The following is a 24,592-nucleotide window of genomic DNA, read 5'->3' as shown; positions in this document are numbered from 1 at the left end:
CTGTACGAAAGGATGGGGCCTTGGAGTCTCTGCTTACTTCGTAATGCGTTCTTCGCGCACCGTCAGCTTCTTGATCAGGTCTGTCCTGACCTCGTAACCACGGCCGGGCGTGGTGGGGACAACGATCTCGCCCTGGCTACTGACCTCGACCGCGGGTTCAATGATGTCCTCTGCCCAGTAGCGCTTGGAGGCGCTGACATCGCCGGGAAGCTTGAAGTTCTCCAGCGACGACAGAGCGACGTTCTGCGCGCGTCCGATGCCGGTCTCCAGCATGCCGCCGCACCAGACAGGAATGCCGCGCTCAGCCGCCACATTGTGTACGGCAATCGCCTCGCTGAAGCCGCCCACGCGGCCCACCTTGATGTTGATGATGCCGCAGCTCGCCATGTCGATGGCAGCCAGAGCATCGCGACGGTTGCGGATGGACTCATCCAGGCAGATACGGGTCTTCAGGCGGGACTGCAGCTTGGAGTGGAAGTAGAAGTCGTCATACCAGAGGGGCTGCTCGATCATGAGCAGGTTGAAACGGTCCCACGAGGCGATGTGGTCGGAGTCCTTGACGCGATACGCAGAGTTGGCATCGCAGCTCAGCAGGATATCGGGCCAGCGCTTGCGCACCATCTCGAAGATCTCAACATCCCAGCCGGGTTTGCACTTCAGCTTGATGCGCTGGTAGCCGGCGGCAAGTTCGGTCTCGATCTTCTCCATCAGCTTTTCCGGCGTGGGCTGGATGCCGATGGAGACGCCGCAGGCGATCGTGTCGCGCGTGCCGCCCAGAAGCTGCGCCAGAGAAATGCCTTCGAGCATCGACTCCAGCTCCCAGATGGCGTTTTCCAGCGATGCCTTCGCCATGCGGTGGCCGCGGACCTGCTTGAGCATATCCGGCACCTTGCCGCCGTTCTCGATCTCGACACCGACAAGACGAGGGGCAAGCTCGGTCTTCGCGATGATCCATGCGGTGTCGATCATCTCGTCAGAGAAGTAGGGGTGTTCGCCAGCAACGCACTCGCCCCACGCGGTCACTCCCTCGGCCTGCAGCTCCACCAGCATGATGCGGCGCATGGTGGTGACGCCGAAGCTGGTTTCAAAGGGGTGAGCCAGAGGCATCTGGATCTCGCGCAATACAATTGCATCAATCTTCATTCGCGTCTCGTTTCCTTCTAATACGCCAGGTCTTCGTCCCAACGGCCCAACAAGAATCTACCAGTGCCGTCGGCATCGCGTTCATACCCGATGACAGACTGCCCCTGTTCAAATGCTTTTTCCAGAGCGTCGCGGTTCGCCGACTGGGCATCCGCCGCCTTGGTGCGGTCCGCCTCGCTGGCCTTCCACTCGTACACCGCACCGGGAACCTCCACGGTGCTCTCTACCTGCATGCGCGGCTTTTCTCCGGCCAATGCCGCTTTCACGCGGTCGCTCTTCAACCACCATTCGGCGTACAGACGGTCCGTTGGCAGGCCACCCTGCAGCGGCGATGTGGAGGAACCGTAGAAATCCCGCTTATAGCGGCGCGAGATCGCGCCGAGCTTGGTGATGTTCAGGTAAGAGTTCTTGATCTCCAGCGGATCGTAGGTCCACTCCATCAGGTCAAAGCCTTTGGCCAGAGCGCCTTCGCGCTGCGCCAGCTTGATGCGGCGGCCAATCCCTCCGTTGCGGTACTCCGGCAGAACAGCCAGCATGTGCGAGTGCAGGTAGCTGTGCCCGTTGCGGAAGCCAGGAAGCCCCATGGCAAAACCGATCATGCGGTCGCCATCATAGGCGCCCAGCACCTGTCCGCCAATGCGCTGTGCCACCAGAAAGACGCGGCGCGGAATCAAATCCTGCTGCGAATAGTTCCAAACCGCCAACTGCAGATCGACACACTGGTCGAACTCGCTGAGCTCTGTCAGCTCCCGGATCACAATCTCCGTGCTCAAGCTTTCTTTGCCTCCGTCCACAGCTCTTCCAGCTGCGCCGCGGTCAACCCGTCCACCGAGCCTCCCGCTGCTTTTTCCATGGCCGCAAACCGCGCGCGAAACTTGGCGTTCGCCGCTCGCAGCGCCTGTTCCGCGTCAACCTTCAGATGCCGCGACAGGTTTACGGCGGTAAACATCAGGTCGCCGAACTCTTCTTCTATCTTCTCGCGGTCGCCGGCAGCTACTTCCACAGCCAACTCACGCGATTCTTCTTCAATTTTGGCGACCAGCCCCCGTACATCCGGCCAGTCGAAGCCTACCTTGGCAGCTTTCGAGCCGAGTTTGGCGGCTTCCACCACCGCCGGCATACTGCGCGGCACCTCGGCCAACAGCCCGTCCTCGCGCCCCTTGCCGGCCTTCTCTTCCTTCTTGATGGCTTCCCAGTTGCGTAAAACGGTGTCCGCGTCCTCGGCAGAAACGTCGCCAAAGATGTGCGGATGGCGCCGGATAAGCTTCGCGTTCAGGTTTTCGACGACCTCGTCGATGGAGAAATATCCCGCTTCTTCGGCCATCTGCGCATAGAAGAGCACCTGGAGCAGCAAATCGCCGAGTTCGTCCTTCAGTTCCGGCCAGGAACGGCGTTCGATGGCGTCAAAGACCTCGTAGGTCTCCTCCAGCGTGTGCCGCTTGATGGTGTCAAAGGTCTGCTCCCGGTCCCAGGGACATCCGTCCGGGGCGCGCAGCCGGGCCATGATCCCCACCGCCTCAGCAAACCGCTCTGCCGCCAAAGCCGGGGTTTTCTTCTCTTCCATTCCTTAAGCATAACGAAACGCTGGGGGATGGGGTCGTGCTACCATCAACCCCATCATGGCTGCACCCACCAAATCGCGGATTTCTCCCTGGGCATCGCTGCTTGTCCTGCCCTATATCGCGCTCTGCTTTCCAAGCTTCTACAACCGCTTGACGCCCACGCTGTTTGGTTTCCCCTTCTTCTACTGGTACCAGTTGCTGTGGGTCATTCTCGCGTCGGCGATCATGCTGGTGGTTTACAAGAAGCTCAAGTCCTAACCCTTCACGGCCATGCACGTTCTTTCTCTCCTTCTCGCTGAGATTCCCTTCTGGAAGAACCACGATTACTGGAGACGCGCCGGCGTCACCCTGCTGATCCTGATCGCGGGCTTTCTGATATGGCGCCTGCTGCGCCGTGGCCGGATCCTGCTGGAAACGCTTCTGGAGAGAAAGCACGCGTCGATTTCGCCGCTGCGTGTCCGTGGTCTGCAGCTGCTTTCCGGCTCGCAGATCATGACGGGGCTGCAGGTCCTGGTTGGCATCGTCTTCTACGCGCTGGCGCTGCTGAACATCATCGTGACCCTGCTTCTGACCTTCAGCCAGTTCCCGGTCACGGAGCACTACGTCACATTAGTGCTGGCGTGGGTCATCAACCCTCTGCATGACCTGTACATCGGTTTTCTTGCATCACTGCCGAACCTGATCACCATCCTGGTGATCGCAGCGCTCACGCGATTCATCCTGAAGGCCGTCAGCTATATCTTCACCAAGGCGGATGAAGGCGCCATCAACCTTTCTCCCTGGGTTCACCGCGATGTCGCTCTGCCCACAGGACAGATCGTCCGGGCGGTCATTGTGGTGGTAGCGCTGTTTTTGATCGCTCCGCGCATTCCTGGCACGGGGTCGGAGGCAGCGAAGGGGCTTTCGGTGGTGATTGGCCTGATGGTTTCCTTCGGATCGAGCTCCACCGTGGGCAACGTCATCGCAGGCGTTGTTCTGACGTATATGCGACCTTTCCGCGTGGGTGACCGTGTGCTGATCCAGGGCACGACCGGCGACGTGATGGAGCGCACCTTTCTGTATACCAAGCTGCTGACGCCGAAGAACGAAGAGGTGCTGATCCCCTCCACCAAGGCACTGGATGGAAGCATCACGAATTATTCAGCGCAGGCGCGTGGCGGCAAACTGATTCTGTACACCACCGTGACCATTGGCTATGACACGCCCTGGGCCACGGTGCATCAGCTGCTGATTGATGCCGCCCTGAAGACGGAGATGGTGCAGAGCAATCCGCAGCCGTTTATCTTGCAGACGGCGCTGGATGATTTCTACATCCACTACCAGTTGAACTGCTTTACGGGCCATGCCGAGGCGATGCCTCGCATCTACAGCGACCTGCATCGCAATATTCAGGATGCGTTCAATGCCGCCGGGGTCGAGATCATGTCGCCGCACTATACGCAGTTGCGCGACGGCAACCAGTCGACGGTACAGGGACCTTTGAAACCCGCGCCGACGCGGTTCCAGATCAACGATTGAGGATGGCTTAAAAGAAGCTGGCGGAGCCACATAGAGTGCTGGACTCCGCCGCCTTGGGGTGAGCGGTAACGCCGGCAGCACACCGGCCTTACCGCTGGGGGATGGGTACTCCAATTGCAGTAACTACTGGGGGAGGGGACCTCTACTTCGTACCGCTCGGCATGGAAGCCTCAGTGTCATCCTTCATGTTCGACATCAGACGAACTTCAACGCGCCGGTTCTGCTTGCGACCAGCCGCCGTCTTGTTGGAAGCCACTTCCTGATCCTTACCGATACCAATGAGATAGAACTTGTGGGGTGCAACGTTGTATTTGGTCTGCAAATAATTTACGACAGCATCCGCACGCTTCTGGCTCAGGTTGTAGTTGTACTGGGCGTCACCGGTCGAATCGGTTCCGCCGGTCACCTCAAGAATGTAGTGGCGAGCTCCATCCAGCTTGGAGGCGAACTCATCCAGGTTCTTCTTGTCGCTGGCGGTCAGCACGGACTTGTCAAAGCCGAAGGTCACGGTTACGTCGCTAACCGGGGCGTAGTGATCGAGATTGGCGACAACTCCAGAGAGCGAATCAACGCGGTTGTAGGCTTCCTGCGCGCTCTTGCCTGCACCGTCAGCCGCAGTTCCGGCGGCCATGGCATGCTGATCGGCGGCGTCTGCCGCTCCCTGGGCTCGGGCAATGCCGGCCTGGGCGCGACGATCCGTATCCGTAATGTTGCGATGATCCTGTGCCGTCTTGGCGTCCAGATCATTGGTGTTCTGGATGATAGGCGCGGTCTGCGAGCGGACGTAGTTCTTGGTGGAGCAACCTGCTGTGAGAAAGAGAATGCCGGCGGCTGCAACAGTGGTGGCCACGGCGGTTCCAAAGTTTTTGCGTGCAAGGCGAAATTCGTTCGACATGGGGTTTTCTCCTCTATTTCTGCCCGACAGCGGGCTCTCTGCACCTTAGCTAGGGCAACCCACATGCCAAATCTAGAGCATTTATTTTCAGTTACTTACAAAACCATAACCAAAGTGACCCGGAAATTTTTTCCTACCAGGTCACCCCAAGTGTCCGATTCCGTGGCGGAGTAATCTAATAACTTGCGCTGCTGGCGCTATGTTTCCCTGATGGATCTGCTCGCCAAAATTCGTACGCTGCCCACCAAACCCGGCTGCTATCTGTACAAGAATGCCGAGGGCGAGGTGATCTACGTCGGCAAGGCGAAGAACCTGCGTGCGCGTGTCCGCAGCTACTTCCTTGCTGCCAGCCAGGCCAACGCCAAGACCGGATCGCTGATGCGCGAGGCGGTCGACATTGACTACATCCAGGTAGCCAACGAGCACGAAGCCCTGGCGCTTGAAAACAACCTGATCAAGCAGCGCAAGCCGCGCTTCAATATTCTGCTGCGCGATGACAAAACCTACCCGTACATCAAGCTGACGCTGGGTGACCGTTATCCGAAGGTCTTCGTCACCCGCAAACTGCGGAAAGACGGCTCGGCGTACTTCGGACCGTACTTTCCGGGCAACCTGGCCTATCGGCTGGTGGACCTGATCCACCGCAGCTTCCTGATTCCGTCATGCAAGGTGGACCTGTCGCGCTACCATCCGCGCGCCTGCCTGCAGTACTACATCAAGCGATGCCTGGGACCATGCGTCGAAGGCTTCACCACGCCGGAAAGCTACCGCGAAGCCGTGCGCGATGTGCAGCTTTTTCTGGATGGCAAGGGGGGAGAGTTGGAAGACCGTCTCTCCGAACGCATGGCCGAAGCCGCCGCAGCCGAGCAGTTTGAAGCCGCCGCCCGCCTGCGCGACCAGCTTGTCACCGTGCACCAGTTGCAGGAGAAGCAACGCATCGCCACTGCGGAGAACGAGGATGCCGACGTCTTCGGCTTCCACTTCGAGAAGGAGATGCTGGCGGTGAACCTGTTCCACATGCGCAACGGCAAGATCGTGGACAAGCGCGATTTCTTCTGGGAAGAGCTGCCCGACTTCAGTTTCCTGAACGACCCGGAGGAGAGCGAAGAAACCGAGACCAGCGAAGATCCTTCTTTCTTGTTGTCATCCCGCAGCAACGTGGAGGTATCTGCCTCATCCGTGCTGGAGGCTCAGGCATTCTCCTCTTCGGTCTTCTTCTCCGCCTTGCTCAAGCAGCTCTACCTCGACCAGCCCTATGTGCCGCGCCATATCTATGTGCCGGTGGACTTTCCGGACAGGGCGACGCTGGCTTCCCTGCTCTCGGAGCGTGTGGGCCACAGGATTGAACTGGCAGCACCGCAGCGCGGAGATAAACGCTCACTGGTCGACCTGGTGTGCCAGAACGCCAAGCAGGCCTATGACCAGCGCTTCCGCACGCTGCAGCCGACGAACAAAGCCATCGCAGAAGCCCTGCAGGACGCGCTGGGGCTGGAGGAGTTACCTAAGCGCATCGAGTGCTTCGACATCTCGCACATCCAGGGCGCGGAGACTGTCGCCAGCATGGTCGTCTGGGAGGACGGAGCAATGAAGAAGTCCGACTACCGCAAGTTCAAGGTGAAGACGATCAGCGGCGTTGACGATTTTGCCAGCATGCGTGAGATCATTCAGCGCCGCTATTCCCGCCTGATGGAAGAGAAGAAAGAGATGCCTTCGCTCATCCTGATCGACGGCGGCCTGGGGCAATTGCACGCTGCCTATGCCGCGCTGGAGCAGATCGGCCTGACGCTGCAGCCGCTGGCCTCCATCGCCAAGCGAGAAGAGATTATCTACGTCTACGGGCAGGAAGACGAACCGGTCGTGCTGGACCGCCGTAGCCCGGTGCTGCATTTAGTGCAGAAGATCCGCGATGAGAGCCATAGGTTCGCCATCACCTACCACCGCAAACGCCGCGAAATGCGCGACCGCGACAGCGAACTCCTCTCAATCCCCGGAGTAGGCCCACGCACCCGCCAGCGCCTGCTGGAGCACTTCGGCTCCCTGCGCGGGATCAAGCAGGCCGGGCCAGATGCTCTGAGCGCGGTTGTCAGCCCGGCGACTGCTGAGAAGATACGGAATTACTTCCTGGCGGAGAACGAAGCGGCGTCGGATACGGCGCTGCGGGTGATTCAGTAGCCAGTCTCCGTTATCCTTAACCAGTGAGTACCGCCGCCGAGCTTGACGCCGACCTCGTCTCCTACCAGGACCATTCCGAACTGACGGGTCCGTTCGACATTGTGGGCGATGTGCATGGCTGTATTGAGGAGCTGACCGAGCTGCTCTCGCGCCTGGGCTACCAGGTTCACGACGACCTGACCATAACGCCTCCGGAAGACCGCAAGCTGATCTTTGTGGGCGATCTTGCCGACCGTGGCCCTGGCATTCCGCAGGTCTTCCGGCTGGTTTCTACCGCGGTGGCCGAGGGCAAGGCCTTCTGCGTGGCGGGTAATCACGATACCCGGCTGGCGATTGCCCTGCGCGGCACGCCGCTGCCGCTGACCTATGGGCTGGCAGATTCGCTGGAGCAGTTTGCTGAGCATCCTCCGGAGTTTGCGCGGGAGATGGCCGTGTTTATCCGCCGGCTGCCGGGGCACCTGATCTTTGACCACTGCCATCTTCTAGTGGCTCATGCGGGGTTAAGGGAGTCGTTGCACCGCGTGGAGACGATGCAAGCGCGCGAGCTGGCCATTCACGGCGAAAAGACGGGCGTGCGCGACCAGTTTGGCGAGATTCGGCACCCGTGGGCGGCGGAGTATGGCGGCAAGCCGTTGATCGTCTTTGGCCACACGCCGGTGGAGAACCCGGTGATCCTGAACAACACCATCAATGTGGACACGGGTTGCGTCTTCGGAGGGCGGCTGACGGCGTTGCGTTACCCGGAGCGCGAGTTTGTCTCCGTCTCTGCGCGCCGCCAGTACTATGAGCCGACGCGGCCCTTTTTGCCGAACGATCCGCGTTGGCCGAAGACGTAGAGCCTGCGATGCCCTTTGGGCGACCGGCTCCGGTATTCTTAAAGGTGTGAGCCTGCACACCACCCTGTTGCGCCCAAACGTTCCGGTTTCCATTTCATTTGAAGACCATTCGTACGACGCCGGGCCTTTTGACATTCTGGGCGACATCCACGGCTGCATTGACGAGTTGCGGGAGATGCTGGCCCTGCTGGGCGATGATCCGGGGAGAAAGCTGGTCTTCGTGGGCGACCTGGTGGATCGCGGCCCCAGCACGCCGGAGGTGGTGAAGCTGGTCTCGTCCCTGGTGGAAGCAGGCCGAGCCTACTGCGTATGCGGCAACCACGACCTTCGGCTGGCACGCGCGTTGCGCGGCATGGGACTGCCCGCCGCGAAGGGGCTGACGGAAACTCTCGGTCAGATGTCGCAGGAGACGGAAGAGTTCCGGCACGAGGCGGCATCGTTTCTCGAAACGCAGCCCGGCCATCTTCTTCTGGACCATGGCAGGCTGCTGATCGCGCATGCCGGCCTGCCGGAGCGGTTTCATCGCTCGCCCTCCGCGGAAGCCCGCGAGATTGCTATCCATGGGCAGAAAACAGGCGAGCGCGACCAGTTTGACCACGTGCGCTATCCGTGGGCAAAAGACTACCGCGGCACTCCTCTGGTGGTCTTTGGACATACGCCAGTCGAGCAGCCGGTCTGGGAGAACAACACGCTCAACCTCGACACGGGATGTGTCTTTGGCGGCAAGCTGACGGCTTATCGCTATCCGGAACGTGAGTTTGTCACCGTGACACCGCGCGCGCAGTACAGCAAGGCACCACGACCGTTTCTGCCGAACGATCCCCGCATGGCGCAGATGGTTGCGCGTTAGTTCTGCTTCTTCGCTTCGTCAGCCAGCATTTCGCCTGCAAGCTCGTGCGCGCGGGTCGATGGATGACCGTCGTGATAGAAGAAATACTTCTCTGGCGTGGCACATGGCGTGGTGTCTTCGTTATGCAGCTGGCGACCGGCGCAACTGTCCGTGATATTGGTCAGGCCAAACTTCGCGGAATTGGTCATGATCTGATCGAAGTAGCCGCCCCAGTTGCTGGTGGCAATCTGGATATCCGGGTGACGGCGCTTCATCTCGGCTGGAATAGCCCGCAGAGCCGGGTTGATGCGTGTTCCCTGTACAGCGAACTGCGGGATCTTCTCCGGCAGAACAGCCACCATGAAGCGGCGGGCACCAAGCGCATACAGCGTCTCGATCTCGGCTTCCTCGTTGGCCGCACTGACCTCGGGAGCTAAGGCGCGGTCGTTCAAGCCACCGGCAAAGTAAAACATCGTGCGCTTTGGATCGAAAGTGATGAGTCCGGCCTGCAGCAGTTCGCGAAACTGGCCGACCTGCAATGTCATGCCGTAGCCAAGAATTTCACCGTGCGCCTCCATCCGTCCCAGGCCGCCATCAGTGCGCGCTCCACTGACAGCAAAGTTCACACTGGCCCCGGGTTTAGCCTTGCCGGGAATGACGAGGTCGATGCCGAGGTCTTTCGCCATGTACCAGACAGCCGTAGGCCCGTTGCCGTCCACGTAACCCGCCCCCGTGTCCGAGTAGCTGTCGCCGAAGACGAAAAGCTGGTCATAGGGTCGTGAGGACTTCTGCGCCAGTAAGGCAGTTGTGGCAAGGCAGAGGAGCAGGCTGAGGCGAGCGAACACGCGCATGAAAGCCATAGTAAGCGATTAGTTCTCGTCGTTGTCTGCGTCGCTGATGCCCTTGAAGGTATTGCAGGCGCCCATCGATCCGCTCTCCAGGCCGCGTTCCAGCCATTGTTGTCTCTGCGCAGAGGAGCCGTGGGTGAAGCGCTCCGGACTGACGGCGCGGCCGGCCATCTTCTGTAGATGGTCGTCTCCGACAGCGGCAGCAGCCTTCATGCCGTCGGCAATGTCACTGGTATGCACGTGGCCACGTTGCTCGGCAGAGTGCGCCCATATACCGGCGAAACAGTCCGCCTGCAGCTCCAGTGCTACGGAGAGCTGGCTGCGCTGCTGGGGCCGGGCGTACATCAGCCGCTGCACATTGCTTTCAATGCCGAGCAGGCGCTGTACGTGGTGGCCAATCTCGTGGGTGATGACATAGGCCTCCGCGAAGTCGCTGGTACCTCCGCCGAAGCGCTGCAGCTCATTCCAGAAACTGAGGTCGATGTAGACCTTCTGATCGACCGGGCAGTAGAAAGGGCCGGTGGCACTTTGCGCGTTGCCGCAGCCGGAGTAGGTGGTATCGCGAAAAAGCACCAGCTTCGCATGGCGGTAGGTCTTACCCTGCTGCGTGAAGATCTGTTCCCAGGTCTTCTGCGCATCGTCCAGCGTCCAGCTGATGAGCTGCACGCTGCGCTTTTCAGAGGGGGTTTCTTCTACCGGGCCAGCAGATCGGCTTTCCGCCTGACGGGCAGGAGCACTGCCGCCACCGCTGAACAGGCCACCAAGGAAGTTGCGGCCAGTCACAAGGCTGAGGATGAGCATGAGAATAAAGCCGCCAAGGCCAAGGCCGCCGCCCATGCCGCCGAAGTTGAACCCGCCACCGCCGCCGGAGTCGCCGCGTCTGTCTTCGATGTCGTCGCTGGTGCCGCCAGGTGTCCAGTCCATGAAGGTGCCTCCCTCTCGCATCTTAGATGCAGCCGGACACTTTCTATCAGGGAACCTATAGACGGCGTCGTGCGTATTCTTGCGCAATGGCCGTCTCTGTGACCGTTCGCCCCACCAATCCAGCCCTTTCCCAGGCACTCAGACTTGCCGCAGTGTTTGCATTGATCAAGCTGGCGCTGCATGTTGCTACAAACTTGCTGGAACCGCGACTGGGCTATGGCTACTTCCGCGATGAGTTCTATTACCTGATGTGCGGACGCCACCTGGCGTGGGGCTATGTGGACCATGGCCCCGTAGTCGCGGTGCAGGCACGGCTGTCGGAGATGCTCTTCGGTCACTCCCTTGCCGGGTTGCGGATGTTTTCCGCGCTTGCCGGTGCGGGCCGTGTGTTTCTTACAGGTCTGCTGGCATGGGCGCTGGGTGGACGCCGTCCGGCGCTGGGGCTAGCGATGTTGTGCGTGCTGTGCGCTCCGCAGTACCTGGGCACCGACAGCTTTCTGTCGATGAATTCCTTTGAGTCGCTGTTCTGGATGACCTGTTTGTTGGTTCTGGTCCTGCTCCAGGATGACCGTATAGAGCCGGGCCGGGCCTGGGTGATCTTCGGCGTATCGGCCGGGATGGGGCTGCTGAATAAACCGTCCATGACCTTCTTCCTGGTGGCGCTTGGCGTTGCGCTGCTGTGCACGCCGCAGCGCAAACTCCTGTTCACCCGTCATGCCGCTCTGGGAATCGCACTGCTGGTGCTGATCGCAAGCCCGAACCTGCTGTGGCAGGTGAATCACCACTGGCCCACGCTGGAGTTTCTTTCGAACGGACGCAAAGAAGGCAAGAATGTTGCACTGGGCCCAATTGCCTTCTTCCTGACGCAGGTCAAAAACATGAACCCGCTGACGGCGTTTGTCTGGGTTCCCGGACTTGTCTTCCTGCTACGCCGCGCGCCGTGGCAGTGGCTGGGGCTGACGTGGGTGTTCACCTACGGCATCATGTTCACGCTGCATGCCAAGGATTATTACTTCTCGCCTATCTACCCACTCGTCTTTGCTGCGGGTGGACTCGCCTGGGAGACGCGCTTTGCCGACCGTAAGAGCGTGTACTGGGACCACGCCCTTGCCTTCCCTGTGGCGTCGGCCATGATCGTGCTGCTGGCAATCTTCTCGCTGCCGATGGCGATTCCGGTGCTGCCGGTGGATGCCTGGGTTCGCTATACGACAGCCACCCACCTGCGCGATAACGTCACCAACACCGAGAAGGACGAGACAGGGGTCTTTCCACAGTTCTTTGCCGACCGTTTTGGATGGGAGGAGCTCTCCACCAAGGTGAAGGATGTCTACAACTCGCTTTCACCAGCGGACCGGAGCAAAGTGGTCGTCCTGGCCAGCAACTATGGTGAGGCAGGCTCGCTAATCTTCCTGAACAAACCGGGCGAGCTGCCGCCGGTGGTGAGTGGGCATAACAATCATTACCTCTGGGGACCGCAAGGCGCGACCGGTGAGGTGGTCATCGCGATCAACGGAGCGAAGCTGCCGGAGATGCTGAAGTATTACGAGAGCTGCACGGCGACCGGACATCTGGATCAGCCCTACGCCATGCCCTATGAGAGCCACCGCACAATCTATCTTTGCCGCAATCGCAAGAAGAACATGACCAGCGACTGGGCAGACTTCAAACATTACATTTAGCAAAGACTTGCAAGCGGTTGCAGGCTGCCTGTAGCTTTCTGGCTGTCCTTCATGTCTTACCTGCTTGCACTCTCTGCTTTTGTGGGCATGCACTTCCTGGGCATGGCCTCGCCCGGTGCGTCCTTTGTCAACACATTGCGCGCGTCCGCGCAGAACCGCCGCAGTATAGCTCTATTTCACGCTTTGGGTCTGGCCTGTGCGGCCTTCACCTGGGCACTGGCTGCGGTGCTTGGACTTCAGACAGTGCTGTTTGCCGTTCCGGGACTTTTCCGTGCTTTGCAGCTCTTCGGCGGTGTGTATCTCGCGTTTCTCGCGGTCCATGCATGGCGGCATGCACGCGATCGCGTCCACGATGCGGCCTCGACCGGCGAGCAAGGAGTCACGACGCGCTTTGCGCTTTACCGCCGGGGCCTGCTGACGAACCTCGGCAACCCGAAGGTGATGATCTTTTTCGCCAGTGTCTTTGCGGCAGTCCTGCATCCGGAGTGGCCAGCGTGGGTGCGCTTTGCCGCCGCCCTGCTGGTCTTCTGCGATGAACTGCTTTATTACACCGTACTTACCTTGCTGCTCTCAACGCGCCATGCGCAGAACGTCTATCGCCGCGCCAAGCCGGTAATTGACCGTGTGGCCGGCACCGCCCTGCTGCTGTTTGCCGTCCGGCTATTTTTCCGTGCGCTTTTCGTACACTAAAGAGATGCACTACCTTGCCGCACTGCTCGCACTTACTGGAATCCACCTGCTTGCCGTAGCTTCGCCGGGCCCGGCTTTTGTCGCAACGATGCGCATCTCCATGCAGCACCGGCGCAAGGTGGCCGTGACGCACAGTCTCGGACTTGGGTGCGCCGCATTTCTGTGGGCTCTGGCTGCGGTGTTTGGCGTGCAGGTTGTCCTCGCAAAGGCTGAGTGGCTGTACCGCATCCTGCAATTCGGAGGCGGAGCGTATCTCTGCTATATCGGCATCCAGTCGTGGCGGCATGCTCGTTCTGCCGGCCCCAGGGCCGTGACCAATGCGGAAGCTCCGAGCATGTCTGCCGCAGCGGCCTTCTTTCGCGGCTTTATGCTGAACCTCACCAACCCCAAGGTGATCGTCTTCTTCGCCAGCATCTTTACAGCCGTGCTGCAGCCTTCATGGCCGCTGTGGATTCGTGGCGTTGTGCTGGCCATCGTGTTCGTGGATGAGGCTGGCTACTTCATCGTGCTTGCACTGCTGCTCTCCACACAGAAGGCCCAAGCCGCATACCGCCGTGCGAAGACCGTGATTGAGCGGACCGCGGGCGCGGTGATGTTTACCTTTGGCGGGAAGCTGATCTATTCAGCCACCAGCCGCTAGCCGGTGTACGGGGAGAAGAGATCCAGCGCTCCGCCAACGTGCTTGCGGAAGCTGTGCAGTTCCTTCGCGTTCTGATCCAGGTGGCGGATGATGATGGCATCGTCCTTTGCCTCAAAGTCAGTAAAGCCAGTAACCTTGCCGCCCCACGGGCCGCGCTTCTTCGGGTCGGTTGTCCAGTTCACCAGCTCTGCGCCGCCTCCGCCGGAGACGACGAACGATGTGGGATGGCCGGCAAACTCCAGATGCTGCAGATCGTGGTCGTGCCCGGTGATGTAGAAATCCACCTTCGCCTGACGCAACAGGTCGTCCCAGCGCTTGATCAGCAGCTTGTTGTCCTTATGAACGCCGTTGGTATACAGCGGATGGTGCGCGATGACAGCAACGAACGGCGTCGTACGCGACCTGGCCAGCTCCTGCCGGAACCACTCTTCCTGCTGGTCACGATGCTCGCGGGTCATGGTGAAGGACCATGGCCACGGATCGCTCTTAGTGCCGGGCAGGTTGGAGTCCAGGCAGATGAAGGTTACGATCGGCTTCTTCTCGGGCCAGGTAAAGCTGTACCAGCGGTTGGGCATGTACCAGCGTGTGCCCTGGTGGCGCGCGGCGTAGTGAAGCTGCATCTCCACCTTGTTGCCGATTTTGTATTCGTAGTCGTGATTGCCCAGCACGGCATAGGCTTTGCCTGGGAAGTGGGACACCGGATACATCTGCTCAAACTGGCTTTGCCAGCGCGGAGAATCGTCACTGAGCGTGCCATACCAGTTGTCGCCGAGCAGGAACAGGCTCTCCGGGTGGACCTGGCGGACATCCACGTAGCTCTTCATGCCGTTGGATACGGCAATCTGCTGCTCAAGATACTTATCCGTACCCCAGTCGCCAATCATCAGCATGTGCGCCGCGCCGCGGTCTGGCGGTGGCGCCATCTGCTGACCAAAGACTGCCCCGGGCTGAATAGCAGCCAGTGCGGAGAAGGCTACGGTCTGTTTGAGAAATGAACGCCGGGAGATGGAATTCTGATCACTCATCACTTCAAGATTCAGACGCAAAAACCAGCCCTCGCGTCACATCAATTTGCGCCGGAAAAGCTATCTTTTGCTTTGAATCCATAGACGTTAAGCCAGACTTAAGCTTCGCGGCCGTGCCCGGCGCCCTATCCAGGGATTTTTACCGGGCCGCTGGCATGCTACCCTCAACTTCAATCCATGCCATCGCAGAGCGCACCGCCCGCCGTCCACGCCGAACTTCCCCGCGTCCTTGAAGCCTCCCACGCTACGGCGCTGGTGATCGGCATCATCATTGGCTCAGGCATCTTTCTTGTTCCGTCAGAGATGATGCAGGCGGTCGGCTCGTCGGTGATGGTGTACATGGTGTGGATCGTCGGCGGCATTCTGTCGCTTTTCGGAGCGATGACCTATGCCGAGATCTCTGCCACGCGCCCACGCTATGGCGGCGAATACGCCTACCTACGCGAAGCGTATGGCGACCTGACGGGCTTTGTCTTCATGTGGACGCAGGTAACCATCGCCAAGCCGTCCTCCATTGCCTCTATCGCCAGCGGCGTGGTGCGCGTGCTGGCAAACTTCGCATTCTTCAGCTTTGTCACAAAGCCGGTCATCGGACATATTGTGTGGGGGCAGCTAGTCGCTATCGCTTTTACATGGATGATTACCGGACTCAACATTCTCGGCACCCGCAAGGCGGGCAATACGCAGCGCCTGTTGCTGATCATGAAGGTCTTCCTGGTGCTGGGCGTCGTGGGCATCTGCTTCTTCGGTGGTCATGGGTCCACGGCGAACTTCCACACCACCTTCACCGGAGCACGCGGCGGCTTCTCCGGCTTCATGGTGGCGCTGATTGCAGCGCTGTGGGCCTACGATGGCTGGTCTGATGTAACCCATACCGCCGGGGAGATCAAGAACCCGTCGAAGTCGCTGCCCATTGCTCTGGTGGCGGGTGTGGCGGTGGTGGGTGTGCTGTACATGCTGACCAACGCGGCCATCCAGTTTGTCCTGCCGGCCACGGCGATTGCTCATGCGGACCGTCCCGCGGTGGCCGCCATGCTGACCAGCGCGCCTCCGGTGGCCGCGATGATCTTCTCTGCGGTGCTGGCCGTGGGCTATGGCAGCACCTTTATCGGCTCCTCGCTGACGGGAGCGCGCATTCCCTTTGCCGCGGCGCGCGATGGACTCTTCTTCCGCTGGCTGGCATGGGTGCATCCGCGCTTTAAGACTCCGGCTGCAGCGCTGATTCTGCAGGCCGCGCTCAGCAGCATTCTGCTGTTACTGATCAACACCTTCCAGGGACTGTTTTCGCTGGCCATTTTCTCGGAATGGCTGTTCTACGCCGCCGTTACCGCATCGGTCTTCGTCTTCCGCAAGCGGGAACCGGATGCAAAGCGGCCTTACTCGGTACCGCTCTATCCGGTGGTTCCAGCCATCTTCGTGCTTTGTGCGCTGGTCCTGCTGGTTTTCAGCATTGTGGACCAGCCGCGGAACTCCGGCATTGGCGCGGCGATTATCCTCTGCGGCATTCCGCTGTATTACGCACTGCACCGCAAGCGCGTGCTGCCGTCTTAGCGGTTGACAAACGTACCGCCGGATTTCGATGATCTCCGCGTGATGCGCTTTCCAATCGGACTTTTTCTCACTGCCTCGATTTTTGCCCAGCAACTGGCTGCCCAGAACGCCACGCGGCGGCAGCCCGAACTTGGACACCGCCAGGTGTCTTTGCTGACCGTCAACGGCCTGCAGTTCAAAGATCTGAACCACAATGGCAAGCTGGACGCCTATGAAGACTGGCGTTTGCCTGCGCATGCACGGGCCGCGAACCTGGTCTCGCTGATGGGGCTGGAGGATCTGGCGGGTGTGATGGTGCATGGCACGGTGCCCGCCGCCAGCGGAGCCAACGCCGCCATCGGCATGGGATCAGGCTATGACTACGCCAAGGCAAAGGAGCTGATTGACGGCCGCCGCATCAATACCTTCATCACGCGTCTGGGCGGCGACCCGGCCAATATTGCTGAGTCCAACAACCGCCTGCAGGAGCTTGCCGAGTCCGCACACTTCGGCATTCCTCTGACCATCAGCACGGATCCGCGCAACAATTTCCTCTACGTGCCCGGAGCCAGCGTGGAGGCCGGTTCGTTCTCCAAGTGGCCGGAAACTACAGGACTGGCTGCGATCAACGACGCTGCGCTGACACGCCGCTACGCCGATATCGTGCGCAAGGAGTACATCGCCGTCGGCATCCGCGAGGCGCTCTCCCCGCAGGCAGACCTTGCCACCGAGCCTCGATGGTCGCGCCTGAACGGGACCTTTGGCGAAGATGCGGATGTTGCCGGCAAACAGGTAGAAGCCTACGTGGAAGGAATGCAGAAAGGCCGCACCGGGCTGAATGCGGGTTCCGTGGTCACCGTGGTCAAGCACTGGGTTGGCTATGGAGCACAACGCGACGGCCTGGACAGCCACAACTACTACGGCCGCTACTCCGATGTGACAACGGAGCAGCTTCCCTATCACATTCGCCCTTTCCTCGGCGCGTTTGATGCGAAGGTAGCGGCGGTGATGCCGACGTATTCGATCCTGGATAAGGTGACGCTCGACGGTAAGCCGCTGGAGCAGGCGGGCGCCGGCATGAACAAACAACTGCTCACCGGACTGCTGCGCGGCAAGTATGGCTTCAAAGGTGCGATTGTCAGCGATTGGGGCATTACCAGCGACTGTGGAGACATCTGCAAGAACGGTATGCCGGCCGGCCAGCGTCCGGGCGTGTCGCAGATTGCCATGTCGTGGGGTGTCGAAGATCTACCCCGGCCCGAACGCTTTGCCATGGCGATCAACGCAGGGGTTGACCAGGTAGGCGGCACCGAAGATGTGGCCGCACTGCTGGACGCAAACAAGAGCGGCAAGCTCTCCGAGGCTCGCATGCGCGAGGCGGTTACTCTGCTGATGGAGCAGAAGTTCGAGATTGGATTATTCGAGAATCCGTACGTTGATGCTGCGGCGGCGAAGAAAGTTGTCGGTGATCCCGCTTCCCTTGCGGCAGGGGAAGCAGCGCAGCAGCGTGCCATGGTGCCATTGAAGAAACCAGCCGCGAATCTATTGAAGTCCGGGGTGAAGGTATGGCTCTTCCATATCGACGGCTCAGCTGCGGAGGCAGCAGGCTACAAGGTCGTTGAATCGCCGGAGGAAGCGGACGTGGCCCTGATCCGCGCCGAGACTCCGTGGGAATCACCGCATAAGGGCTACTTCTTCGGCTCGCGCCAGCACGAGGGCCGGCTCAACTTCCAACCCGGCGATGCGGCTTACGACGCCCTGCTGAAGTGCGGCAAGACACCGGTATTGATGACCGTCTACATGGATCGTCCAGCGATTCTGACCGAAGTCAAGGATCGCGTTGCCGGTCTGTGGGCGGACTTCGGCGTCAGTGACAGGGCGCTGCTGGGCGTACTTAGCGGCAAGGCGCGCGCCGAGGGGCACCTGCCGTTCGAGCTGCCCTCGTCGATGGAAGCCGTGGAGCAGCAGCAGAGCGGCCTGCCGCACGACAGCAAGAATCCGTTGTATCCGTATGGGTATGCTGCGAAGTAGATTCTGCAAAAGAAACAGGTCCTTCGCATGGAAGGACCTGTTTCTTTCCTGGTGCGGTTAAAAGACTTCCTGCGCCAACATCTCTTTCAACGTCTCGCGACGGCGCACCAGCTTTACCTTGCCGTCGCGCACCAGCACCTCCGCAGCGCGAGCGCGTGTGTTGTAGTTGGAGGCCTGCGTCATGCCGTACGCACCGGCGTCGAGCAAAGCCACCAGGTCACCGGACTTTACCGTGGGAAGTTCGCGATCACGCGCGAAGAAATCGCCCGACTCGCATACCGGGCCAACCACATCGGCAACCAGCGTCTTCTTTGAAGCGGACCTGGTTACTGGCCAGATCTCGTGGTGCGCCTGGTAGAGCGCCGGGCGGATGAGGTCATTCATCGCTGCATCCGTAATGACAAAGGTTTTGCTGCCGTTCACCTTGGTGTAGAGCACGCGCGACAGAAGCGCGCCTGCCTGCGCCACGAAGAAGCGGCCGGGCTCCAGCAACAGGTGAATATCCAGCCCGCCCATGGCCTTCTTCAAAGCGTTGGCGTATTCGTGCACCTTGGCCGCAGGGTCAAAGTTGCCGGTTCCGTACTCGATGCCCAGGCCACCGCCCGCATCGACATAGCGAATGTTCAGGCCATCCTTGCGGAGCTGCTTGACCAGGTCTACCACGCGAGCCAGAGCTGCACCGAAAGGCTCAGTCGAACGGATCTGAGAACCGATGTGTACGGAAACACCCACCGGCTCCAGCCACTGATGTTTGGCCGCGCGGCGGTACACCTTGCGGGCGATGCGGATGTCGATGCCGAACTTATGCTCGCGCAGTCCGGTGGAGATATAGGGATGCGTCTCTGCAAAAACGTCGGGATTGACACGCAGAGCGATGCGAGCCTTCTTCTTCAGAGCGGCAGCGCGGGCAGCCAACAGCTCCAGCTCGGCTTCACTCTCCACATTGAACATCAGGATGCCCGAGTTCAAGGCGAGGTCCATCTCTTCCGCCTGCTTGCCCACGCCGGAGAACACCACGCGTTCTACGGCCTTCTGGTCGGCCAGCATCACCCGGGCCAACTCTCCGCCGGAGACGATATCGAAGCCCGTTCCGCTTTTTGCCAGCAGCTTCAGAATGGCCAGCGAGGAGTTTGCCTTTACGGCGTAGCAAACAGTATGCTCCACGCCGGCAAACTCCTGCGCAAACATCGCACGGCGTTCCAGGATCTGGTCACCGGAATAGACATAGAGTGGGGTGCCAAACTTGTCAGCCAGCGTATCCAGCGCAACATCTTTGCAGCTGAGCGTGCGGCCCTGATAAACGAATGGCCGGGCTTCCACGCCGCTTTGCCGCTTTGTTATGCCAGCGGGATTTGCCTTTGTCTTTTTGCTCTTCAAAGCCGGGGACTTTACTTTGGCCTTCACTTCGCTCACGGAACTCTCGTCGGCGGCCCTGGGGGCAGCACGTAACTTTCTTCAGGAATCGCTATCCACAGGATGATGTAAGCCAGTACACCTGTACCGAACAGGACCACCGCAAGCAGCCACGCCACACGCACCATGCTCACATCCCAGCTATAGCGCCGCGCAACTCCCAGACAGACGCCAGCTACGGTACGCCCTACGCGAGGCCTGACGATCCCGTCGAAGTTCACACCGACAACATTGTCTGCCGCCGCAACCTGCGCGCCACATGCCGGGCAAAAGCTGGCCCCGGCGCCTAACTGCTTTCCGCAACGAGAACAGTACATGGCAACACTCCCGTGGAAGATTCCATTCTTTCATACGCTGCCGGTGCGGCCTTCGTTCCCCTAACGCAGCAAGGCCCGGCTGGATTCGCCGGGCCCTGCTGACATTGCACGAGGTAAAGACTAATAGCGCCGGTATCCGCGATAGTACGGACGATAGTAGCCATAGCGATAACCACCACCGTAGAAGTACGGCCCAGGCCCGCCAATCACTACCGCGCCATAAGGATAGCCATAGGGATAGGGGTACGCGACGGGGTACGGGCGCGGCTGCATCATCGGCTGACCACCGGCCGGGCCTGCGCCATATGCCAGGCGGTTCATCTCCTGCTGATCTACCGTGGCCACGGTCACCGGCTGAGAGACACGGAAGCTGAGCACGGCTTCCCCGGGAACCCAGACGTTGCCACTGGGGGATGCCGCTGCGGCTCCAAGACCTGCTCCGCCGCCCACCCCAGCGCCAATGGCTGCGCCCGCCGGGCCACCGGCAACACCGCCGATAATAGCGCCAATCGCGGCACCACCCAGCGTGCTGTTCACGCTGGTCAACGACTTGTCGCGGCCGTTGCGCGTCCAGGGTTCAGAGGCGAGGGCGAACTCCTGCCCCCCGAGAGAAACACCCGTCAACTGCAGGGAAAGGGTTCCACGCCCCTTTACCGCCCCGGCGGTTTCCACATTCGCCACCTGGCCATGCACCGTGGACCCGCGCGGAATGGCAATGGCTCCGTCCGCAACAATGTCGGCAACCACGGTACCGTCAAAGTTCATGCCGGGCTGAGCGTTGCGGCTATCCAGCGGCTGATTGATGCGAACGGAAAGAACGGTTCCGGCAGGCACAGTCACCATGCGGCCGGCCTGCTGGCCGCCTCCCTGGTAGGCATACTGCTGCTGTGGCTGAGGCTGCTGTGCGCCGGGATATGGGTACGGCCCATAGACGCGGCGCTGATATGGAGCACGCGGAGCCGGATAACCGGGCTGGGGCGGCGGCTGGTCTTGAGGATACGACGGTGAAGGCGCCTGCGATTGCGGATAGCCCTGCTGCTGGTCCATCTGCGCCTGCTGATCCGCCTGCATTGGAGGATACTGCTGTGGCTGGGCCTGTCCAGGCTCATTCTGAGCATCGGCAATGGCAGCCGCTCCAGCGTCCTCGGCGGAGTTGGTCGAAGCCTGCGCCGGGGCCGCGCCGATCGACAACTCATCCACAACCTTGGTGACACCATTGGCCTTGGCCGCTATCTGCTCCGCTGCGCGGCGTGCATTCTCGTCCGTCACCGAACCAGAGAGCGTTACCGTACCAAATGCTACCGACGCCTGAATGTCCTGGTTCTGCAGCGAGCTGTCACCAGCAAGCTGTTTCAACACATCGGACTGAATCTGGGCGTCCGAGACGCTGCTCTTCTTCTCCTGGGCAGAGGCACTCACCACCAGAACGCCAGCAAATAAAACACTTCCAAAACGCTTCCATCGCATACGCTTCACCATCCTTGTCAGCTGACACGAAGCAAGCCGACAACCCCTGCTCGTCTAGACGCAAATCGCAGAGGAAAGTTCTGGTCTGACAATTGCCTTGGTGCGATGGATTACTCTTGATCTTCTCTGCCATGGCCCCTGCCGAAGGGGCGAGTTCCATAGGGTTGACCTAAGTCGGCAGAAGTGGCATCCTATGAATGCGGGGTGGAGCAGCCCGGTAGCTCGTTGGGCTCATAACCCAAAGGTCGTAGGTTCAAATCCTACCCCCGCAACCAATCAAATCAATAACTTCTGATTTGACCGTCGCTCCGACAAATTCCTATATAAGAAAATCGCTGATTAGGCGCTCGCTTCTACAGGCTTGAGCACCATTTCGACGACCTTCCCATTCGCTTCGAGTTCGACATAGCCTGTCCGTAGACGTTCATGGCCGTTTGGATCGACGCGTGACGCATTAGCTCCTGTTGCACTTTCATCGGCGCTCCGGCCTCGTCCAACCACGAACGGTACGCGTGGCGGAACGTGTGCCAGCCGATTTCGCCGAGCCTCCCAGCCGCGAACTTGCGTTCCTCATGGATGAGAACTCGCTTCCCGTTGGCCGTAGGTCCATCCTGCCAGCACCAGACGCCAGGCCTTGAGCCGCATGTCGGACACTGCACGATGCATCCCCACAAGGCATTGGTAAAGCTCAGCGAATGAATGCTGCGGGTGGCACGATGATTCCGATTGCTGCGCAAATCCTTTCATGAGTTTGTGAAGCGGGTCGCTTCTTCCAACGCGAAGTCGAACGACTCGTAGACTCTTCCAGTTGTCTGTCGCATACCCAACTCACACGTACGATTGGCCGAGACAAAGCACGTGTCTGCGCTTGAGCTCTGGATTTGGATTAAGGTGTCTCGCGCTGCTGAGTGGATAAGTGCCGGGTGTAGTAAGCCTCGATCTCCGCCGTACCGCAGCAAGTAGTTCCCAAAGGAACGGTTGCGTGATCGGCAATCACCTTCGAAATCTCAAGCAGGGATTTGTTCAGACCAAGATGTGTTGTGGAACAGGTCGGGTGAACGATGATCTCGGGAATTTGCCTGTGCATATTTAGAGACGGCAGCAGATCCATACACCAAGCGATTGAATCGATGATGGTGACACGTTTGAGCTTCTCCTTACGCTCGTCGTCAAGGTGCTCGAGGATGTCGTCCTTGAGGCCGAGTGTGCAGGACGCCGCATCCACCACGACTGGACGCTTGCCTCCATCGCTCCAACGCCAAAAGCGCATCACACATCTGTTCCGACATCCATGTCTGGCCTTGCTTGTAGCCTTTGGAGGTCCAAGGAGTCGAGTAACAAAGACCACGGGCATCGTCTGGAATCCAAAGTGGCTTACCTGCGCAAGCGGAAAGCTCGACGAAAACATCTGGCAATGCCGGGAAGGCCGAGAAGCATTTGAGTGGAACTTCTCGTGCCAAATCACACAGTCAACGAATAACTACTGCTGCTTCTTGAATAGATCCTGAAAGATAAGCGGACCCCAGGCCTGGCCGCGTGCGTGCACTAGCGCGCCACCCTCATTGAGCCTTCCCAGCGTGACGGGGGCGAACCCAAGTTGCTTCGCCAGATCCACCACGGGAGCGAACGCGTCCTCGTCGTCGCTCGAAAGAAAGACGACACGGTGCCCACCCTCTACGACCGGGTCGGTAGCCAGCTTGGCCGCACCCAGGTGATTGAATCCCTTCACCAACCTGGCGCCGGTGAACGACTTCGCCACGAAGGAGGAGGAGGGGAGGCCGTCCAGCTCTTCAGGTGGAGTTGGAAACGAGTTCATCGCATCGATGATCGTCTTGCCGTTCCAATTTGGCAGGGCTTTTGCAATCTCGCGATGCTGCCCGAACGGTACCGCCAGGATGATTGTGTCGGCCTCGAGTGCATCCTGCAGCGACTTGGCGACGACCGTGGGTCCAATCTCCCGAGCCTGTGGCGCTAACTCCTCGGGCTTCCGGCGACTTGCGACGGTGACTTCAATGTTCTTACGGGCGAAGGCGTGGGCGAGAGCCTGGCCTATCTTTCCGAAACCTACGATTGCATAGCTCATTCTGTTCTCCGATCTGGGGGTTAGAACTTAGGTTTGAGAAGCGTGATCCCAGGACTGACAAAGTTGGAGTGCCAGCCCCGGAACCGCGGCGAGATCAGACCTGAGCCATGCCTCCGTCGACGGCGAGATCGATGCCGGTGATGTAGGAACTTTCATCGGACGCGAGGAACGTGACAGCCGCCGCGATCTCCTCTGGCTTACCTCTGCGAGCCATCGGAATCATCGTGGTGAACTGCTCAGCGGCTTGCTTGGCCTGTTCCGGGGTGAGGCCCGTCGTCGTCTCCAAAGCCGGAGTCTCGATGGCGCCGGGGCTCATGCAATTCACCCGGATCTTGCGGCCCAGCAGTTCCATCGTCCAGCCGCGCGCGAAGTTGCGCACAGCCGCCTTGCTCGCGGCGTAGGCGGTAAAGCCTGCGAGACCCTTCACGTTGGAGACAGAAGAGTTGAGGACAATCGAGCCGCCGTCTTTGAAGAGGGGGAGGGCCTTCTGCACCGTAAAGAACATTCCCTTGACGTTCACGTCGAAGGTCTGGTCGAAATGCTGTTCCGTAGCCATTGCGAGCGGTGCGATCGTACCCGCGCCCGCGTTCGCGAAGAGTACGTCAATGTGACCATGTTTCTCTTTCACGACGGCATAGAGGCGGTCCAGATCTTCCAGGCGCGACACGTCGCCCACGACCGTCGTAACGTTTTTCCCGATGAGGGTGACTGCTTCCTTCAGCTCCTTCTCACGTCGCCCGGTGATCACTACGTGGGCGCCCTCTTCCACGAAGCGCTTGGCTGTGGCTAAGCCAATCCCGCTGCTTCCGCCTGTGATTACCGCAACCTTACCTTCAAGCTTTCCCATAATTACTCCTTCGATAGATGTTTTGCATTCGGTTGTCCAAGCAAGTTCATTCGTCGTGTGCGTCAACTGGATAGCCAAAGCCGAACAGTTTCGTACTTGGTTTCGTAATTCTCGAAGCCGTACTGACGCTCATCGAAATCTGT

Annotated in this window: 24 protein-coding genes and 1 tRNA gene; 11 read left to right on the top strand and 14 right to left on the bottom strand. The window is 59.9% G+C overall.

Features of this window, described 5'->3' with window-relative positions; genetic code table 11:
- Positions 1–33 precede the first annotated feature (33 nt).
- Genes menC through mazG form a run of 3 tightly spaced genes read right to left on the bottom strand, consistent with a single transcriptional unit; the run spans position 34 to position 2,707 of the window.
- Entirely contained in the window at positions 34–1,143 is a 1,110-nt protein-coding gene (gene menC / locus OHL13_RS02960) for an o-succinylbenzoate synthase (RefSeq protein ID WP_263408620.1), read from the bottom strand.
- Positions 1,144–1,160: 17 nt separating this feature from the next.
- Positions 1,161–1,916 carry a GNAT family N-acetyltransferase gene (locus tag OHL13_RS02955; RefSeq protein ID WP_263408619.1) on the bottom strand — a complete coding sequence of 252 codons (756 nt, stop codon included), beginning with the start codon at positions 1,914–1,916 and terminating at the stop codon, positions 1,161–1,163.
- Complete coding sequence (gene mazG, locus OHL13_RS02950) at positions 1,913–2,707, bottom strand: nucleoside triphosphate pyrophosphohydrolase (protein WP_263408618.1); 795 nt, start codon at positions 2,705–2,707, stop codon at positions 1,913–1,915. Before mazG ends, OHL13_RS02955 begins: the two co-directional genes overlap by 4 nt.
- A 55-nt stretch (positions 2,708–2,762) precedes the next feature.
- Between mazG and OHL13_RS02945 the strand changes: the two genes are divergently transcribed.
- Both OHL13_RS02945 and OHL13_RS02940 read left to right on the top strand, forming a co-directional pair.
- A complete protein-coding gene (locus OHL13_RS02945) occupies positions 2,763–2,963 on the top strand; it encodes a DUF3311 domain-containing protein (RefSeq protein WP_263408617.1) in 201 nt (66 codons plus the stop codon).
- Positions 2,964–2,975: 12 nt separating this feature from the next.
- Entirely contained in the window at positions 2,976–4,223 is a 1,248-nt protein-coding gene (locus OHL13_RS02940; protein ID WP_263408616.1) for a mechanosensitive ion channel family protein, read from the top strand.
- Between the two features lie 142 nt (positions 4,224–4,365).
- On the opposite strand, the gene OHL13_RS02935 is transcribed toward OHL13_RS02940, so the two are convergent.
- A complete protein-coding gene (locus OHL13_RS02935; protein ID WP_263408615.1) occupies positions 4,366–5,118 on the bottom strand; it encodes an OmpA family protein in 753 nt (250 codons plus the stop codon).
- A gap of 210 nt (positions 5,119–5,328) precedes the next feature.
- Between OHL13_RS02935 and uvrC the strand changes: the two genes are divergently transcribed.
- Genes uvrC through OHL13_RS02920 form a run of 3 tightly spaced genes read left to right on the top strand, consistent with a single transcriptional unit; the run spans position 5,329 to position 8,976 of the window.
- The gene (gene uvrC, locus OHL13_RS02930) at positions 5,329–7,290 is read left to right on the top strand and encodes an excinuclease ABC subunit UvrC (RefSeq protein ID WP_263409112.1); all 1,962 of its coding nucleotides are present in this window, start codon (positions 5,329–5,331) and stop codon (positions 7,288–7,290) included.
- Positions 7,291–7,313: 23 nt separating this feature from the next.
- Positions 7,314–8,126: a metallophosphoesterase gene (locus OHL13_RS02925; RefSeq protein ID WP_263408614.1), complete on the top strand. Its 813-nt coding sequence runs from the start codon at positions 7,314–7,316 to the stop codon at positions 8,124–8,126.
- 46 nt (positions 8,127–8,172) lie between these two features.
- Positions 8,173–8,976 carry a metallophosphoesterase gene (locus OHL13_RS02920; RefSeq protein ID WP_263408613.1) on the top strand — a complete coding sequence of 268 codons (804 nt, stop codon included), beginning with the start codon at positions 8,173–8,175 and terminating at the stop codon, positions 8,974–8,976.
- Here the strand turns inward: OHL13_RS02920 and OHL13_RS02915 are convergent.
- The gene (locus OHL13_RS02915; protein WP_263408612.1) at positions 8,973–9,800 is read right to left on the bottom strand and encodes an SGNH/GDSL hydrolase family protein; all 828 of its coding nucleotides are present in this window, start codon (positions 9,798–9,800) and stop codon (positions 8,973–8,975) included. The genes OHL13_RS02920 and OHL13_RS02915 overlap by 4 nt on opposite strands.
- Before the next feature lie 24 nt (positions 9,801–9,824).
- Positions 9,825–10,727, bottom strand: coding sequence for a KPN_02809 family neutral zinc metallopeptidase (ypfJ, locus tag OHL13_RS02910; protein WP_263408611.1), 903 nt, complete (start codon positions 10,725–10,727; stop codon positions 9,825–9,827).
- 86 nt (positions 10,728–10,813) lie between these two features.
- Between ypfJ and OHL13_RS02905 the strand changes: the two genes are divergently transcribed.
- From OHL13_RS02905 to OHL13_RS02895, 3 genes are read left to right on the top strand one after another with little or no spacing between them, the layout of a single operon-like run.
- A complete protein-coding gene (locus tag OHL13_RS02905; RefSeq protein ID WP_263408610.1) occupies positions 10,814–12,406 on the top strand; it encodes an ArnT family glycosyltransferase in 1,593 nt (530 codons plus the stop codon).
- 51 nt (positions 12,407–12,457) lie between these two features.
- Entirely contained in the window at positions 12,458–13,096 is a 639-nt protein-coding gene (locus OHL13_RS02900; protein WP_263408609.1) for a LysE family transporter, read from the top strand.
- 4 nt (positions 13,097–13,100) lie between these two features.
- Positions 13,101–13,736: a LysE family translocator gene (locus OHL13_RS02895; RefSeq protein ID WP_263408608.1), complete on the top strand. Its 636-nt coding sequence runs from the start codon at positions 13,101–13,103 to the stop codon at positions 13,734–13,736.
- On the opposite strand, the gene OHL13_RS02890 is transcribed toward OHL13_RS02895, so the two are convergent.
- A complete protein-coding gene (locus OHL13_RS02890; RefSeq protein ID WP_263408607.1) occupies positions 13,733–14,761 on the bottom strand; it encodes a metallophosphoesterase in 1,029 nt (342 codons plus the stop codon). The genes OHL13_RS02895 and OHL13_RS02890 overlap by 4 nt on opposite strands.
- 177 nt (positions 14,762–14,938) lie before the next feature.
- On the opposite strand from OHL13_RS02890, the gene OHL13_RS02885 reads away from it, so the two are divergent.
- Entirely contained in the window at positions 14,939–16,312 is a 1,374-nt protein-coding gene (locus OHL13_RS02885) for an APC family permease (RefSeq protein ID WP_263408606.1), read from the top strand.
- 42 nt (positions 16,313–16,354) lie between these two features.
- A complete protein-coding gene (locus OHL13_RS02880; protein ID WP_263408605.1) occupies positions 16,355–18,322 on the top strand; it encodes a glycoside hydrolase family 3 protein in 1,968 nt (655 codons plus the stop codon).
- 57 nt (positions 18,323–18,379) lie between these two features.
- On the opposite strand, the gene lysA is transcribed toward OHL13_RS02880, so the two are convergent.
- The 3 genes from lysA to OHL13_RS02865 form a co-directional block, all read right to left on the bottom strand.
- The gene (lysA, locus tag OHL13_RS02875) at positions 18,380–19,663 is read right to left on the bottom strand and encodes a diaminopimelate decarboxylase (protein ID WP_263409111.1); all 1,284 of its coding nucleotides are present in this window, start codon (positions 19,661–19,663) and stop codon (positions 18,380–18,382) included.
- A gap of 68 nt (positions 19,664–19,731) precedes the next feature.
- The gene (locus OHL13_RS02870) at positions 19,732–20,052 is read right to left on the bottom strand and encodes a PspC domain-containing protein (RefSeq protein ID WP_263408604.1); all 321 of its coding nucleotides are present in this window, start codon (positions 20,050–20,052) and stop codon (positions 19,732–19,734) included.
- Between the two features lie 120 nt (positions 20,053–20,172).
- A complete protein-coding gene (locus OHL13_RS02865; protein WP_263408603.1) occupies positions 20,173–21,519 on the bottom strand; it encodes a BON domain-containing protein in 1,347 nt (448 codons plus the stop codon).
- A gap of 198 nt (positions 21,520–21,717) precedes the next feature.
- On the opposite strand from OHL13_RS02865, the gene OHL13_RS02860 reads away from it, so the two are divergent.
- Positions 21,718–21,794 (top strand) — tRNA-Met (locus OHL13_RS02860).
- Positions 21,795–21,872: 78 nt separating this feature from the next.
- Here the strand turns inward: OHL13_RS02860 and OHL13_RS18760 are convergent.
- The 4 genes from OHL13_RS18760 to OHL13_RS02845 form a co-directional block, all read right to left on the bottom strand.
- Positions 21,873–22,256 carry a zinc finger domain-containing protein gene (locus OHL13_RS18760; protein ID WP_449649496.1) on the bottom strand — a complete coding sequence of 128 codons (384 nt, stop codon included), beginning with the start codon at positions 22,254–22,256 and terminating at the stop codon, positions 21,873–21,875.
- Between the two features lie 149 nt (positions 22,257–22,405).
- Complete coding sequence (locus OHL13_RS02855; protein WP_263408602.1) at positions 22,406–22,789, bottom strand: hypothetical protein; 384 nt, start codon at positions 22,787–22,789, stop codon at positions 22,406–22,408.
- Between the two features lie 210 nt (positions 22,790–22,999).
- Positions 23,000–23,602 carry an NADPH-dependent F420 reductase gene (locus OHL13_RS02850; RefSeq protein WP_263408601.1) on the bottom strand — a complete coding sequence of 201 codons (603 nt, stop codon included), beginning with the start codon at positions 23,600–23,602 and terminating at the stop codon, positions 23,000–23,002.
- A gap of 94 nt (positions 23,603–23,696) precedes the next feature.
- The gene (locus OHL13_RS02845; protein ID WP_263408600.1) at positions 23,697–24,449 is read right to left on the bottom strand and encodes an SDR family NAD(P)-dependent oxidoreductase; all 753 of its coding nucleotides are present in this window, start codon (positions 24,447–24,449) and stop codon (positions 23,697–23,699) included.
- Positions 24,450–24,592: the final 143 nt, after the last annotated feature.

The organism is Terriglobus tenax (genome assembly GCF_025685395.1).
In the GTDB taxonomy this organism is placed as follows: Bacteria; Acidobacteriota; Terriglobia; order Terriglobales; family Acidobacteriaceae; genus Terriglobus; species Terriglobus tenax.
This window is presented reverse-complemented; position numbering and strand designations above follow the sequence as displayed.

What these genes read in the sequence shown, in the direction of transcription:
- menC (WP_263408620.1), bottom strand. Translation starts at nt 1,143, where the DNA reads ATGAAGATTGATGCAATTGTATTGCGCGAGATCCAGATGCCTCTGGCT.
- mazG (WP_263408618.1), bottom strand. Translation starts at nt 2,707, where the DNA reads ATGGAAGAGAAGAAAACCCCGGCTTTGGCGGCAGAGCGGTTTGCTGAG.
- OHL13_RS02945 (WP_263408617.1), top strand. Translation starts at nt 2,763, where the DNA reads ATGGCTGCACCCACCAAATCGCGGATTTCTCCCTGGGCATCGCTGCTT.
- OHL13_RS02940 (WP_263408616.1), top strand. Translation starts at nt 2,976, where the DNA reads ATGCACGTTCTTTCTCTCCTTCTCGCTGAGATTCCCTTCTGGAAGAAC.
- OHL13_RS02935 (WP_263408615.1), bottom strand. Translation starts at nt 5,118, where the DNA reads ATGTCGAACGAATTTCGCCTTGCACGCAAAAACTTTGGAACCGCCGTG.
- uvrC (WP_263409112.1), top strand. Translation starts at nt 5,329, where the DNA reads ATGGATCTGCTCGCCAAAATTCGTACGCTGCCCACCAAACCCGGCTGC.
- ypfJ (WP_263408611.1), bottom strand. Translation starts at nt 10,727, where the DNA reads ATGGACTGGACACCTGGCGGCACCAGCGACGACATCGAAGACAGACGC.
- OHL13_RS02905 (WP_263408610.1), top strand. Translation starts at nt 10,814, where the DNA reads ATGGCCGTCTCTGTGACCGTTCGCCCCACCAATCCAGCCCTTTCCCAG.
- OHL13_RS02900 (WP_263408609.1), top strand. Translation starts at nt 12,458, where the DNA reads ATGTCTTACCTGCTTGCACTCTCTGCTTTTGTGGGCATGCACTTCCTG.
- OHL13_RS02895 (WP_263408608.1), top strand. Translation starts at nt 13,101, where the DNA reads ATGCACTACCTTGCCGCACTGCTCGCACTTACTGGAATCCACCTGCTT.
- OHL13_RS02890 (WP_263408607.1), bottom strand. Translation starts at nt 14,761, where the DNA reads ATGAGTGATCAGAATTCCATCTCCCGGCGTTCATTTCTCAAACAGACC.
- OHL13_RS02885 (WP_263408606.1), top strand. Translation starts at nt 14,939, where the DNA reads ATGCCATCGCAGAGCGCACCGCCCGCCGTCCACGCCGAACTTCCCCGC.
- OHL13_RS02880 (WP_263408605.1), top strand. Translation starts at nt 16,355, where the DNA reads ATGCGCTTTCCAATCGGACTTTTTCTCACTGCCTCGATTTTTGCCCAG.
- OHL13_RS02870 (WP_263408604.1), bottom strand. Translation starts at nt 20,052, where the DNA reads ATGTACTGTTCTCGTTGCGGAAAGCAGTTAGGCGCCGGGGCCAGCTTT.
- OHL13_RS02865 (WP_263408603.1), bottom strand. Translation starts at nt 21,519, where the DNA reads ATGCGATGGAAGCGTTTTGGAAGTGTTTTATTTGCTGGCGTTCTGGTG.
- OHL13_RS02855 (WP_263408602.1), bottom strand. Translation starts at nt 22,789, where the DNA reads ATGCGCTTTTGGCGTTGGAGCGATGGAGGCAAGCGTCCAGTCGTGGTG.
- OHL13_RS02850 (WP_263408601.1), bottom strand. Translation starts at nt 23,602, where the DNA reads ATGAGCTATGCAATCGTAGGTTTCGGAAAGATAGGCCAGGCTCTCGCC.
- OHL13_RS02845 (WP_263408600.1), bottom strand. Translation starts at nt 24,449, where the DNA reads ATGGGAAAGCTTGAAGGTAAGGTTGCGGTAATCACAGGCGGAAGCAGC.